This is a genomic window from Shewanella sp. ISTPL2 (assembly GCF_013283205.1).
GTDB classification, from domain to species: domain Bacteria; phylum Pseudomonadota; class Gammaproteobacteria; order Enterobacterales; family Shewanellaceae; genus Shewanella; species Shewanella oncorhynchi.
On sequence record NZ_JAAPAV010000001.1, the window covers coordinates 647,376 to 661,140 of the forward strand.

Sequence of the window (13,765 nt, forward strand, 5' to 3'; positions counted from 1 at the left end):
CCAGCATAGGCCACCTTTCGGTGGCTTTATGAAAATTATAACTTACAATTTTTCAGATTCCTGAATGATACTTGTACCTTCTAAATGTTTTTTAGCAGCATCATTATCTAATCTTTCCTGTTCGGCGACAGTTAGACGATAAGAAATCATAATCGATTTATTCTCATGTTGTGGGACAAAAGTTATGCTCAAAGCATTAATGTCCCACTGAATCCAAAAAGGCTTGCTTTCAGTTACAACCTCAAGCGGATCTTCAGTTTTGGTGGCATTGCCATACTTAGAACGAAGTGCATCAATTAAAAAATCTTCTGTGGATTTTGCATCAGCATCATTCAATACAGATTTTGATTTTATAATCACTTGATACAAACCATTTTTATCAAAATAAAGTATTGATTCAAATGGCCTTTTTGCCAAATCAATAGGTACTACAACTAATGCTTTCAGTGATGATCCAAGCTTACTAAGCTCAGCTTCCGTAGATGGTTTTTCATGTTGCGGGAATAGCGCTAATATTTTTTCAACGCTATCACCATACATGGCACCTTTCCATAGTTCTTGTGCGTTTAAAAAAAACGAATTAAAACACAATAAAATCAGAAAAATAACTCTCATATTATATCCTTATCATACTAAAAATATTAACTATGCCAACGACCTAACAGGCTGTAAAGTTTTTAGCCTCGCTATGCTACATAACGCACGGTCACCCTTGTGTTACGTTGCCAGTAACCGCACTAAAAATCGTCGCGGCTAATGCGTCCATGTAACCACTGTATATTTAACCAGATAATTGAAAATATTGTACTTTACAATAAAATATTTTGTATTTGTTGTGGTTTTTAAGCATAACAGCGTGTAAGTTTGATTAAGCAAGCTTAACAAATTAAACACGCAATGCTTGTATTTCGAACGATACTATGGATAATAGCGCGGCCTCTGGTTATGAGGTAACTTTCTGAAGTAACACCATAACACTGAGTTAGCCGCTATACTTAATGGAGTAAACATCATGAAGGGGGGATCTGCTATGCTAATCGCCACCATCATTGCAGCTGCGTTTTCAACTAATAATGTTGAAGCGAGCCTGCTAAGCAGTCCAAAAATTGAAATTATGGACTGCAAACAGCTTAAGTGCCCAGAAATGGTTGCTTTAGCTGATTGCGTAAATCAAATTGAGGAAGTCTTATTTGGTTTTCGTACCTACTACTATGATATATGTCATGGTGGTGATTTATCACTAGACCAATATAGCAAACTCGTTAGCCTAGAATCGATTTGGAAAGGCAGAAGTGAGTTGTCTAAAACGTTTTGGCAAGAGCATAGTGAACAGATTAAATTAGGTGCAGGCAATGATGCCTATGACCTTCTTAGAAAATCTGTTGTCGCAAACGTGCAACTGCACCGCGTAATTGAAAATGTAACCGCTTTTTATGCTGAGCAACTTGGTCTTATTGAAATAGTGGATGAAACACATTTTTCACCTACTGCTGAGTTCTGGCAAGCCGCTACTGATGCTAGCAATCAGGTCTATGGAAGACACTGAAAACAACGGAGAGTTATTGGTTGCCTACCATAGTCACATTCAGAGATGGCATAGAAGAAAAGCTCAAAGCTGCTGGCTTTGAGCTTTCTCAGCTTAAACAGGATTTAGAACAGTATTTTGCTACTAAAGCTCTTAAAAAACGCATAAGAGCTAGCTACCTAGGCAAAGATGTACCATTCACTCGCCCTTCAACAATAATGGACGCTGAAGTTCATCATATTCATATTTTTGTAAAAGGTATTACTTGCCCGCAGGAATGGGCCCAAAAATACACACCAACTAGCGACTCTTATATTGTTTATACCTTTGGCTCTATTGAGTCAAATGCCTACCATGTGTTGGATTTTATAGATAATGATGCGCATGGTAAGTGTGAACTACCTGATAATTACTCTCGTCTAACAACATATAAATTCGAAGCAGACAAATTTAGAATGAAGTTTTAGTTGCCTTCGTAACGCACTATCACCCTTGTATTGCGCTGCCAGTACCCGCCGTAAATATCGTAGCGGCTAAGGCGACCATAGAGGTGGTGCAGGATTTTACCCTCGCCGACATAAACAGCGGCATGATTAACACGCTGACTTTGAATTTGCATTAAGATGCCGTCACCAATTTGCAGATCGGTAAGATTGATATTGGTTTGTGCCACAAATCCAGCTTTAGCAAAGTTATCTAGGTAAAGCTCTTGCTCACCTTCCCACCAGCCGTCTTGGCGCTCAAAGTCTGGCAATAAAATGCTTTGAACATCGTGGTACCAGTCGCGAACACAGCTATAACAGTCCCATACCCCATGCACAAACGGACGACATAACAATGGTTTTTGCTCACCCGTTGGCACCATAGAACGTAAATCGCCATCTGGCCAACTGAGAATATGCCAAGGTAGTCCACTGGCTTCACACATGGCAATATCACGCTGGCTCGGCTTGCTGCTCGCATCAGGGTGGCTGTGGCAAATACCTATGATCTGCCCTTGTTCTTCAATGGCAGCATATTGCAGTGGATCAATCACAAACTCATCGGCTTTGTTGGTTGCTTTGTTATCGCATGGCACATAACAAGGCTTACTGCCTTGCTGGATGATCAGTCCACAGCATTCATTGGGGTAGCAGTTTGCCGCATGCTGAGTAAAAGCATGCAAGAGTGTTTGATGCATAGTGACCTACTTTGGTTGTGTTAGACCATTTTGCCGACGGCGGGAAAATGCTTGGTGAATGTTGAAAGACAAAAAGTTTGAACTGTAAAGCAGAGAAATTAATTAATGTAATTAGGTGTCAGTAAAATAAATATACTATCATACTTGACCTCAAAAGCTTTTTAAAAGTTAATGAGGTCAAGTTGAAAGCTATATTGAATTAGCGGTCAGAGTGACAGTTTCCGCAAGGCGCATTTGATACTTTCCATGCCCCAGTAAAATCATTATAACTCCACACTTCTGCGGCAATAGTGTCGCCAGTATTGTTATCCACAAATTTCACCGTAAACGTTGAATTAGGATTACGAACTGTATTTGGAATAATACCTTGAGAAGATGCCTTATTATAAATATACATATTCAATGGCATAGTTGAACCAAATGGATTAAAAGGTGCTTGACGGGCGCCACTTTGACATACTTCATCACAAACGACCGGAATCCTTACCATTTCCCCCACAGCGCTAATTTCTACATCTGATGTTTTATTTAAATTAGAATTTACTTTTACGTCTTCAAACTCACCTGTGTAATGGAGGCTATGAACTACTTCAATAAATTTATCCAGTTTAGTGACATCTAACTGAAGAAAGCTTGCCAGATCAGATTTGATCTCATTATTTAACCTTACATAACTGGATGAAAATTCACTATCAGTTTCCTTGCCTAAAAGCGATTGGTAAAGTTCTCGATTTTGTATTTTAGTAAGACCTTCTATACTTTCTTCACTAAAAATTCTCATATATGCTATTGATGCATATAAGTAACTTTCTTCAGAAATACCAATTTTTTCAGCAATTAATGAAAATCTTTGCTGTGTGCTTTTCATAAAAATAGAGTCAACATTGCGTAGTTCGCTTTTCTCTGCACTAACTGCACCTGATATTGGCTCCTTAGACATTGCAGTAAAAGGCACGGTGGTTAGCAAAAGTAACATTAACACTTTATTCATTACATAAATCCTTTTAATTAATACGCTTAAAATCTACAAAACCACTAAAAAAACTACATCAAATAAAACACAATTGCAACATTGCATTACAATACCGCAAGGGGTAACCCCTGTTTATACTCGTAGTCATAACATTACTGCCTAAATCAGCTAAACAATACTTATCATGAAACGATTAACGTATAAGCCGAACGCTTGGGAATCCGCCGTGGGGTAATTCTTCGTTTTCGCCAAAGCGTAAAGTACAACCGGCTATCGTGCCAGAGCATTGATCAAGCGCAGGGTTATCAGTCGGCTCGTCATCTTCGGTAAACATAGCTTCACCCGTGTAACCACAATCTGCACCACGATATTCACCGCGTTGACACCATGAGCAATAGGCAGTCATTTGTCGGCCGATTTTGTAACCTGACAAGTCAGCAGGGTTTGATAGCTCAAACGTGACAGCGACATTATCTTCATTTACCTTTTTATCAACATACCAAATCTCTACCGCTTCTTGCGTTGGATCCGCTTCGCTATTGCCACTGGGGAAGTTAGCCGCATCAATGTATTTAGCCAGCGTTCTGCGGATCGTAACCTTGGCTTGTTCCATGTTCTGAAAATACAAGCACAGGGCACTGATACTGCCATCGATGTTGGCAACAGTTAGTGTTGGCGTGCTGGGTGAACCATCGGAGTTAACTTCCACCCCTTCTAACTGTGCTGGCCATGCGCTGTACTGTTCGCCTTGCCAATGGATGATTCGTGCTGGTAACTCTGGTTGATTAAGGTCCGCATCTGAGTACGGAATATTGTGGGCATGAAAGCGCAGGATATCGGCACCAAAGGCGGTACCGTCGATCTCGTAGAGAATAATCTCATTGCCCGGTTCAAGGGTTTGAATATCGGCACTAAGCATCGGCGCCACCTTTGGTCCATAGCTTGCCTTGCTCAATAATTGCTAAGCTATGCGCCTGGCGAATTTGATCCACAGTAACCGCCGCTTCGGTGTTATCTGCTAAGCGCCAAATGGTGGAGGTAATGCCAGCATCCTCAGAGGCATGGATGGCGGCTAACATGCGGCGTTGTGATTGTTCGTCACCATCAAACACCAGTCCATCGACTTCCACGGTAATGGAATTCACTGCCGCGGCCCGTTGAGTGCGAAATAGGTATTCTTCAATGCTAATGCCATCGATCAGTATTTCAGCACGATATTGCTCAAGGGTTTTATGCTGTGGCCGTTCTGGCATTGGCTCTGCAAATAATGGCTGCTCAATCGCTTGCTGATCTTGCGCATCAATCGGTAACGCTGGCGCATTCAGCTCAGCATCCGTTTTACGTGCAAGCCATGCTTGATACTGCTCAAACCAATCCCATTGCAGCGTGATTGCATATAGCTCGATAAACTTATCGATCACATGGTGCATTGCCGGATTGGCGGCATGAAGCTTAACCACTCGAAACACATCATCAAGTGACACGGCGTAAGGTCTTTGTTTAATAACCTTATCTGGTAATGTTTGCGCACCATTTTCGCCAGTGGTGAATTCTTCATAAAACATTTCCATGATTAGACCTTATTTTTAAACCAGCCAATAGGCTCACGAAGGCGAGCAGTGCCAACGGATACAGTCACATTGTGATCATTGGGTTTAGTTGATTGGTTATCGATAATTGTCTGCTTCCCATCATCGCCAAAGCTTGTGCCGTTATGTTTAAGCTCGGTGTAGGCAAAGTGAGGAACTGCTTGCTGGTTGATGTTGGCAAGATAGCTCACCACTTTAAATGCCGGTGAATTATTTGCTGGAGTTCCAAGCGTTAGCGGTGAATGAGTCAATCCATCAAAACTAGCTGCTGACGTTAACTTACCTGTGCCATCAATCGCACAGGATAATAGCGACTTATTATTAACTGATACGCCTGAATTATTTTTCAGCACTTTGCCAATTAATGATTCACCAAGCAACGCACCATTAGCTGGTTGATAGTCAGATGAAGCAAATACGTTATATGGTAATAACCCGTTAATTGCGGCGTTAGATGCACTTTGTGTTTGTTTAGCAAAAGCTTGATACTGAGCAATCAACACCAAGTTTATACTGATGGCAGGTACACTATTAACTATCTCATTTATTGAAAGAGACGCAGAAATCCAAGAACCACCGTTATTTGCAGTATAAGTTTGTGTACCATATGGGAAAAGAAATTTCTTTGAAAAATCATTCTCAGGACCATATGGATTTACCCAACTCCCATCCCAACCACCAGATATAGCGGATGTTGATGCTATGTTAAGTGGGGTTCCAATTACATCACTTTTAAGGAAAGACCCTCCAACAAGTTTACCTTGTATTGAACTAGAAAGTATTAGCCCTCCTGCAGAATTTATTGAACCACTTACATCACCATATTTTTCAATTAGATACGCATACTGACTAATCCCATCTTGAGCAGAAAAATCAATTATGTATCCGTTAAGTTTTTTTGTTTTGTTTAGGTCTTGAGGTCCACCAAAAAAATCGTGTACTCCATCCCCTCTTACCAGAGTTTTTCCACCAGAAAATACCGCACTATTAAGTGGGAATGGTTTACTGAAAATAGATTCCTCAAACCCCCTGTATTCACCTATATTCACCTTCTGATTAATTTCTTCATAATAAATTAAGTCAACTCCATTAGCTGAATAACGCATATCCCTACAAACCCCACCATATCCATCAGCATAAACTGCATCGTAATAGCGCCCACCGATTTCAGGACGTCCTGATTTTCCACTTGCAATTGAACCAGATCCTGCGAGTAATTTTGACGGATTAAAACAATCAGCTTCTGATGTGATACTTGTTGCAGTGTTATACCAGAAAGTGTCCCCTACAAACTTTGCAGCGCCAAGCGGGTTGAAAGAAGGATGATACCCTCCATCATTTAGCCGCAGAACATTACCAAAATAGAGTAAGTTTTTACCTGCTTTGAGCCAGAGATCGCCAAATGAATTAAGTGAATACCCCTGTTCCGTAGGGGATGGCACTCCGCCAGTTGTGCCAGCAAATGCAACCTTGTACAACTGCCACTGATAGATTTTCCCATCAGAGCCTATAAAAGTAGTGTTTGAGTTTTGAGCAAAGAAGTCTTTTTTCTGCTGATCTGTAGCACTAAATAGGTTAACTGCTGTACCTACTCCACGTAGCCCGCCTTGGTAAGCGTTTGGTGATGCAGAACTTATCTCCACCTTTTCTGACTCAACACCATACATATCCATGCGTTCAGGTAAAACAGAGTTTGGATGTGATGGCAGAGTTAGCACAAATTGATTAGTTAAATTAAATACAACTCCATCAATATGCACCGAAGCATAATCAGTTTTTGATCCGCCTACACCTCCAGATTTACCAATCAGCAAGGTGTTTGGCGTGGTAAGTGCAGTATAAAGTCCGGGCTTGCATTCGTTGACTTGTTTGCCGGATTCATGATTGCCAAAGCTAACCCAACCGCTGGCGGCATAGAGCTCTTTATTTGCATTGCGGTTGGCTTCAAACTGCGCTTGTGACATGGCTGCGGCGAGTACATCGGCGGCTATAAAGTTGCGGTTAACCTTTTCAAAAGCGGTACGTGCGGTATCGCCACCCGTGCCTGCAGGCTGGGTGCCAAGACTGATAGTTTCAAATGCCATGTGTTTACGTCCGATAGCGAAGTGTTAAGGATGAAATGCTTGTTCAAAAGTGGCGGTGATGCGGTACATGCCGCCGCCTAGCGGGGTGTTTGTTTGCTGAGTCACTTTCCACAGTGAGGCAGTACCGAGGGGTGGCGTCCACTCAAAAGCCTTAAAGCCTTGGTGATCATCAAAGAATGCGGTGATCGCTTCAGCAGTGGCTTTATTTTTTGTAAACGTCAGTGGCCAGCTTTGAACTTTACTGTTGATACCATCGCCAACTGCCTGACTATAACCATCGCCAAACTGTGCGGTGCGGGTGCGATATTGGGTATCGCCTGTGGCACCATTATCGGGTGCCCAAGTGAATGTCTGCGGCATTAGCGATAACCTCCAGCCATAGTGCGGCCAATTTGACCATTCGGGCGTAAATCCTTCGCCAATAGCTCGCGGTATTTTTGCTCGACAAACTTACCCAGCTCGCTGCCGAACTGATTTAATGCAGGGGTATCGGCTTTGGTTGTGGCATTGCCACTTTGATCTATGTTGACCTCAACATGCACCACGCCAGCGCCAGCCGTTGCCGAGGCTGGCACGCCGTTATAGGCTGCGCCGCCAACTATGCCGCCATTGGCGTAGCCTTTATTGCCTTTGCGCATGGCTTCCACTGTGGCCACGCCGCCAGCGGCTGCTACATCACGCTGCGACCAAACGACCTCACCCTTGTGAACAATGCCTGCAGGCTCGTATTTCCCGCCAAAGCCAGTAAAGCCGCCGGATGAGAACCCGCTATCGCCGACAGCACCACCTTCAGAGAATCCACCAAAAATACTGCTCGCCATGCCTGCAATGGCTTTTTGCATGGCGATCTTGGCAATGTCCGCAATGATAGATTTAGCGAGCCCGGCAAAGTCAGCCTTACCCGTCATTACAAAATCGGTAAGCGCGTCGGTCATGCCGCCAAAAGCCCCATCCATGAGGGTTTTGGTTTGGCCTGCCATGTCAGCTGCGGCATCAATGTAGTTTTGCATTGATGAACGGGCACCGTTAGTCCAATCGGCTTGTTTGGCATCGAGTGCTAAATAGTATTCATCCTGAACGGCCAAGCGTGCAGATAGGTTATCTTTCAGCATGGAAAGCTGTTGCTGATACTCTTCATCAGTCGTTCGGCCTGCGAGGTTATCTGATAACGCTTTACCCTGAGCGCGCTCGATATCGCGCTCAATGCCTTGGCGATCACCTAGGCGCTGCTGTGCTTTGTCACCAAGGCCAAAGCTGGCAAGTTTATCGGCGTTGCGCTGTTGTTCTGCAGCAAGGTTAGCAGTGAGATTGGCGCTGTAGCTTTGTGTTCGCAGGGCTTGATCGCGCAATTTTATTTGCTCTGCCAGTGCGACATTCATTTGGTTTTCGGCGCGGAGTTGGTCTTCTTTTGCTAGATAACTTTTTTGTTCAGCGGTAAGGATCTCTTTGTTTTTGATATCGGCGATTTGCTGCTCAAATTGCAATAGTTCTTTTTGTGCTTGCGTTAACTTAGTGCTGCTATCTAGCTGACCTTGCAAGCCTGCTTGGGTTTCGCGCAAACGCATGAGATACGTAGTGGCGGCATCGTCAGCAAAGGCTTTGGTCTTTTTAGCAGTGTCTTTAAACTTTTCCTCTATCGAGGCGAGATCACGTTTAATTTTTTCAGGTTCAAGCAAGGCACTATTAGCATCGGCCTTCCGCACCTTTTCGATATTGTTGTTATATTCCTTTATTGCCTTAGTGCGCTTTTGCTCATTGGTGAGGGTTTCCTCGGTCACCTTGGCAATGGCATGCTGAGCCTCGATTGATTGCTGATTGATCTTGGCGCGTTCAGCCTCTTGCTTTGCTAGTTGCTCCCCGAATTGGATCTGCTTTACTAGCTCATTTCCTCTTGCCTGAAGCCGTGCTAATTCATCTGATCTGCGGGTTGCCTCACCGCCGAACCCTTTACCTTTGGCAATTAATTCATTTATAGCCTTAGCATTTTCAGCAAGTTCCTGCTTTTTGTCAGGGCCATTTAAGTAATACATTGCACCACGGATTGTCGCATCCCATCCTTCAGCGGCTACTTCTTTGACTGACTTCCATGCACCTTCTATTCTGCCGAGGTTTGCGGTTATATCTTTTGTGCGCATGTCTATGGCAGCACTATAGGCATTGAAAGCCAGTTCTGCAGCTTCTGTAGTTTTACCTGACTCTTTTAGTGCCACTATCTGCTCATAAACAGATGCGGTGAGGAAGTTATACTTTTTATTGAGTTCTTCAGCCGCTTTAACGGGATCGTCAGCTAGTTTGGCAAATTCAGCTACCGTCTCAGCAATTGCTTTGCCAGTGACATTTTCCATTTGTATTGCAGCACGGCCCACAAGCTCTATTTGGCTGGCAGTAAACTTGCCAGTATTCGCAACCTCAGCTAATGCAGCGGCAGCTTGGCGTTGGGTGCCGATAATGGCATCAATACGCTTGGCTGACTCCATTAATTCGTCAGACGTGGTACCTGCAGAGTTCCCCGTCAGTATTAATGCATTGCGTAGCCTGTCTGCCTCTATGCTGCCTTGGTAATACGCCAGTGCCATTACGCCAGCTGCTGTGGCGCCCACAGTAAATGGATTAACCAGACCAGCAATATAGCCGCCCATGGCTTTAGCTGCTGGGCCCACGCCGCCAAACATATCTTTTAACTGACCGCCTTGCTGCAAGAACACGGTCATGGGGTTTTGACCACCTTGGAGCGATACCGCGATATCAGTAAACTGGGCAGGCAAACCACGAGTTGCAAAGGCCATTTGTTTGGCTGACATGCCAGTTTTGTCGTACTCTGCACCCGTTTTGCCTAATTCGCTTCGCATAGTCGCTAAGCGTTTGGCATAAAGATCATATTCGCTGCCCGCTAAAGTGCCTGTCTCTCGATGCTTTTGGAGTTGTCGCTCCATTTTATCTAGCTTGGCGTACTCAGACACTAGTGGGTCAATCTGTCCCATTAGGCGAACTAGATCATTTTTTTGTTTTTGGGCTGCTCTAGCAACTTTATCCAATGACCGTTCGGCCGAGTCCATACCAGCACTGAAGCTGCCTGTTTCTGCAATCAAATTTAGCGTTAAATTGCTTAATGAACGATTTGCCATTGGATGATCCTATTGAATATTTAGATTGGTTGGCCGTCCTTGGCCTTATTGCTACTAATTTGAATTACTTTTTGATGGCGCTGGCTTTTAGCATCATAAGCACGTCATCAACTGTGGCCTCTTGCTGCGGCTCAGCATCCAACTGGCTGAACAACATGAAGTGTTCAAGCTCGGCTTTTCCGCCATGAATGATATTGATGTGGTGCATTTGCGCGGCGGCAATGCGTTCTTGCCGCGCTTGAAGGCTTAAGGGGCCGAACTTTGCTCGGTATGCGATCCAGTTGATGACTTCTCGGTGCGTGAGGTTTTGCTGGGCTTCTTCGATGGTTCGTCCGCCAACGCCTGCGAGGACGAGTTCGTGCCAGAATTCGTCGTCGGCGGTAAGGCTTTTGGGTCAGGTTTCAGTCCAATGCCGTTGACTTCGTTAATAGCGCCAATTAAGGCGTAACCTAATGAGTCACAGATAGGGCCATGGGCCTCATTGCCAAGAATGTCATCAATTTCAAATAGGGGTTTACCCTCGTGATCGACCACACTTGACACAATGCGCGAGGTTAGCCAGTCAACGCCGAGATTGTAGTTACGGGCTTCGGCTTGTGCGGTGGCAAATGACTCTTTACGGATAAAGACCGTGGCTTTATGAATGTCACCATTAGGTTTTTTCCACGAAATTTCGCGACGTTCTGGCTTTGCGGGCGCATAAGATCCCGACTGAATAAGGCTAGCAACACTTAATTCCATGATTGTTCCTTTAGGATTAAGTTAAGACGGTTGAGCAAAAGCCCACGATTTAGTGGGCTTAATTTAAGTTAATCAGGCGTGCCTATGATTAAGGCGTTACGGCGGCAGGCACTAGAATCGGATCGCCTGATACCTGAATGCCGATAGTGGACTTAACCACATCGTTTTGTGCAAACGTAAATGGATAGGCCGTCATGAAACCTTCGAAGGTGATCCAAGTACGGGTTGTGGGTAAGGTGAAGTCTTTAGTGGTGACAGTTGGCGGAGTACCAACAGCATCACTAAAACCAATCGCCCACTTAATGGTTGTACCTGCGGTTTTAATTTGGTGCAGGCGTAGGTGGCTTGGAATTCTTGGGTCGATGTTGATACCAAACGTGGCCGCACCAGGTGATTTCAAACCTGCCACAAACTCACGGGCCATGGCTTCTAATGGGGTGGTTTCGATGGGATCAACTGGGCTGTCAATGCCATCAATACTGGTCACCGCGATGACGCCTAAAATGGAATCATCTGCCGGATCGATTGCATAGAGCTGGGTGCCCTGTGTTTTCATACTCATGTGTGTGCTCCTAACAATAGCCTTGCGGCAGATACAAAAAAGCCCCTGCGGTTGCAGAGGCTTTGGGTTTTATGAAATGGTTTTAGTGGGCTAGCGTGTGACTATCCAATCGATGTCAAAGCTGTGACGATAATTGCCTGTTTCTTTGTCGCGACTGTCACCGTTGTAATTGGTGGTATGCGCCTCTAATTCAGTGGCGAAGCGAATTGCATCACCCACATCATTAGCCGAATTGCCTGAATCGGCATACACATCCACTTGCAGTGCAAAGGTATCGGTATCTGGTCGTCCTGAGATATAGTTTTCAGGGCTACCGCCGATCACCTGCCAAACCGCATAAGGTTTGGCTACGTTTTGCGGCGCTTGGCCGAATGGATAAAGCCGCGTGGGATTGGTACCGAGTAAATCAGTTACCATCGTGCTTGCTCGGCACACGACAAAAATGGGCGCCATACTCATTCTGAAAGTGCCTTATCGAGTTCTTTATCAAATTCAACCGTAAAACGGCCGATCACTTGATTGATGTTATTGGCCAATGCTGGGCGCATAAATGGCTGTGCTTGGGCGTGTTCGGTACCGAACTCGACTAAATGCCAGTGTGGGGTATTACCGCGCGCACCTTCGTCGGCGTTAGGTGTAGGAATGCGTCCGCGATTAGTGGCGATACCAACTCGGTACATGATCACGCCTTCGCGTTGAAATAGCCGGCTAGCAAACTGCAGTGTGACGTTGTCGCGAATGCGCCTACCTGTTTTGGGGTCGTCCACATTGAGCGAATTTTCTTGAGCCGCTTTTTTGACTATGCCAGCGGCTTTACGCAGCGCGGTAAGTGTCCCCGTATCAAGCACGGTTTGGCTAACCTTGTTCATTTTGGCTTTAACTTCTTTTAAGCCAATGAGACTGAAATCGAATTTTGCGGTCATCTTAAAGCCCCTGATTAACGCCATCTTTGCAGCGTAATCGCCACTCTTGACGCCCTGTTAGATCGGTTTCTGCCGATTGGATATCGTAAGTTCTTCCATCCCATAAAATGCGGCATTGGTATAACAGGCTTAAATCAATGGGGAACCAACGAAAATTAATCCTTGCAGTAGTTTCAGCTTGTTTGGCATCCGCTGCATAAAACTCGCGACCAGCCCCTGTTAATACTTCTGCGGCGAGCTTATCGAGGGGTTTAACACCTAACATGAGGGTTTGCCATTCAATAAGATCACCACCTGATTGGGGATCCTGAGTTTTTATCGGTTGTTGGATATGTACCCGATGACGTAAACGATGAGCTAGCATTAGATGCCCCAACCTATTCGATATGGCGTTAATTTTATTTCTGCTGCTTTGCGCAGTTTTGCCGCATCTTCTGGTGTTGCTTGATAGTTTGCTTGCAGTAAAATCATTACGCCCATAGTGATACTTGCTGGCAGCTCTGCAGTCGTTTCATCAAGCAGAATAGTAAGGGATTCCCTTCCCATAAATTGACAGGCCTCATCCTCGGCGGCATTGAGCAATAATTGCAGTTTGGCATCATCCTCATCGTGGATAACGTCAAGAAATTGCTTGGCTTGCTCTAGGGAAATGGTGCTCACTGAGGACTCCTGAGTAACTGATTAAGCTTTAGCTTTTTTTGCAGCAGCGGCAGCGGCCTTAGCATCTGCTTCTTCTTTTGCCTTGGCTTCAGCTTCTGCAGCGGCCTTAGCATCTGCCTCTTCTTTTGCCTTGGCTTCTGCAGCGGCATTAGCATCTACTTCTTCTGTTTTTTCTTCCGGTGCGCGCTCAACTAAATTGTTGTGCTTTAGCTCATTAAAATGATGTTCATCCACTTCAAATGGTTCTGATGCGCGGGTTTTTACTTCATTTCCTAAATAAAAGGATTTAAGTGCAATGGCGAGAATTTTAGCCATGGTATTGCTCCTATAAATTGGTCTTGATAAAAACGACAAAGGCCGAAGATATTCGGCCTTTGTGCTTTTAGTTATCAGTTAAGTGATT

Annotated in this window: 18 protein-coding genes; 2 read left to right on the plus strand and 16 right to left on the minus strand. The window is 44.6% G+C overall.

Annotated features, from left to right (window positions below; translation table 11 throughout):
- Positions 1-42: 42 nt before the first annotated feature.
- On the minus strand, positions 43-615 hold the full coding sequence (locus HUB64_RS02830; protein WP_173496314.1) for a hypothetical protein: 573 nt from the start codon (positions 613-615) through the stop codon (positions 43-45).
- Positions 616-1,030: 415 nt separating this feature from the next.
- On the opposite strand from HUB64_RS02830, the gene HUB64_RS02835 reads away from it, so the two are divergent.
- Together HUB64_RS02835 and HUB64_RS02840 are read left to right on the plus strand one after the other, a co-directional pair.
- Positions 1,031-1,546, plus strand: coding sequence for a hypothetical protein (locus HUB64_RS02835; RefSeq protein WP_173496315.1), 516 nt, complete (start codon positions 1,031-1,033; stop codon positions 1,544-1,546).
- Positions 1,547-1,566: 20 nt separating this feature from the next.
- Positions 1,567-1,992, plus strand: coding sequence for a type II toxin-antitoxin system YafO family toxin (locus tag HUB64_RS02840; RefSeq protein WP_173496316.1), 426 nt, complete (start codon positions 1,567-1,569; stop codon positions 1,990-1,992).
- On the opposite strand, the gene HUB64_RS02845 is transcribed toward HUB64_RS02840, so the two are convergent.
- From HUB64_RS02845 to HUB64_RS02915, 15 genes are all read right to left on the minus strand, one after another.
- Positions 1,989-2,705 (minus strand): C40 family peptidase, encoded by a 717-nt coding sequence (locus tag HUB64_RS02845; RefSeq protein ID WP_173496317.1) that lies wholly within the window; start codon positions 2,703-2,705, stop codon positions 1,989-1,991. The two genes, HUB64_RS02840 and HUB64_RS02845, sit on opposite strands and share 4 nt — an antisense overlap.
- Before the next feature lie 199 nt (positions 2,706-2,904).
- Positions 2,905-3,696: a hypothetical protein gene (locus HUB64_RS02850; protein ID WP_173496318.1), complete on the minus strand. Its 792-nt coding sequence runs from the start codon at positions 3,694-3,696 to the stop codon at positions 2,905-2,907.
- 175 nt (positions 3,697-3,871) lie between these two features.
- Positions 3,872-4,597, minus strand: a complete 726-nt coding sequence (locus HUB64_RS02855) for a phage minor tail protein L (RefSeq protein WP_173497874.1) — start codon at positions 4,595-4,597, stop codon at positions 3,872-3,874.
- The gene (locus HUB64_RS02860) at positions 4,590-5,249 is read right to left on the minus strand and encodes a hypothetical protein (RefSeq protein ID WP_173496319.1); all 660 of its coding nucleotides are present in this window, start codon (positions 5,247-5,249) and stop codon (positions 4,590-4,592) included. Before HUB64_RS02860 ends, HUB64_RS02855 begins: the two co-directional genes overlap by 8 nt.
- 2 nt (positions 5,250-5,251) lie before the next feature.
- Complete coding sequence (locus HUB64_RS02865; protein WP_173496320.1) at positions 5,252-7,351, minus strand: hypothetical protein; 2,100 nt, start codon at positions 7,349-7,351, stop codon at positions 5,252-5,254.
- Between the two features lie 24 nt (positions 7,352-7,375).
- Entirely contained in the window at positions 7,376-7,711 is a 336-nt protein-coding gene (locus HUB64_RS02870; protein WP_173496321.1) for a phage tail protein, read from the minus strand.
- Entirely contained in the window at positions 7,711-10,476 is a 2,766-nt protein-coding gene (locus HUB64_RS02875; protein ID WP_173496322.1) for a phage tail tape measure protein, read from the minus strand. The genes HUB64_RS02870 and HUB64_RS02875 overlap by 1 nt, the downstream gene beginning before the upstream one ends.
- A 64-nt stretch (positions 10,477-10,540) precedes the next feature.
- Positions 10,541-10,684: a hypothetical protein gene (locus HUB64_RS02880; protein ID WP_173496323.1), complete on the minus strand. Its 144-nt coding sequence runs from the start codon at positions 10,682-10,684 to the stop codon at positions 10,541-10,543.
- A 38-nt stretch (positions 10,685-10,722) separates the two neighbouring features.
- Positions 10,723-11,217, minus strand: coding sequence for a phage tail assembly chaperone family protein, TAC (locus HUB64_RS02885; RefSeq protein ID WP_173496324.1), 495 nt, complete (start codon positions 11,215-11,217; stop codon positions 10,723-10,725).
- Between the two features lie 88 nt (positions 11,218-11,305).
- Positions 11,306-11,779, minus strand: coding sequence for a phage tail tube protein (locus HUB64_RS02890; protein WP_173496325.1), 474 nt, complete (start codon positions 11,777-11,779; stop codon positions 11,306-11,308).
- Positions 11,780-11,869: 90 nt separating this feature from the next.
- Positions 11,870-12,238 (minus strand): DUF3168 domain-containing protein, encoded by a 369-nt coding sequence (locus HUB64_RS02895; RefSeq protein WP_173496326.1) that lies wholly within the window; start codon positions 12,236-12,238, stop codon positions 11,870-11,872.
- Complete coding sequence (locus tag HUB64_RS02900; RefSeq protein WP_173496327.1) at positions 12,235-12,702, minus strand: HK97-gp10 family putative phage morphogenesis protein; 468 nt, start codon at positions 12,700-12,702, stop codon at positions 12,235-12,237. Before HUB64_RS02900 ends, HUB64_RS02895 begins: the two co-directional genes overlap by 4 nt.
- A gap of 1 nt (position 12,703) precedes the next feature.
- Complete coding sequence (locus tag HUB64_RS02905) at positions 12,704-13,066, minus strand: phage head closure protein (protein ID WP_173496328.1); 363 nt, start codon at positions 13,064-13,066, stop codon at positions 12,704-12,706.
- Positions 13,066-13,362 (minus strand): head-tail connector protein, encoded by a 297-nt coding sequence (locus tag HUB64_RS02910; protein ID WP_071938897.1) that lies wholly within the window; start codon positions 13,360-13,362, stop codon positions 13,066-13,068. Before HUB64_RS02910 ends, HUB64_RS02905 begins: the two co-directional genes overlap by 1 nt.
- Positions 13,363-13,383: 21 nt before the next feature.
- The gene (locus HUB64_RS02915; protein ID WP_173496329.1) at positions 13,384-13,677 is read right to left on the minus strand and encodes a hypothetical protein; all 294 of its coding nucleotides are present in this window, start codon (positions 13,675-13,677) and stop codon (positions 13,384-13,386) included.
- Positions 13,678-13,765 lie beyond the last annotated feature (88 nt).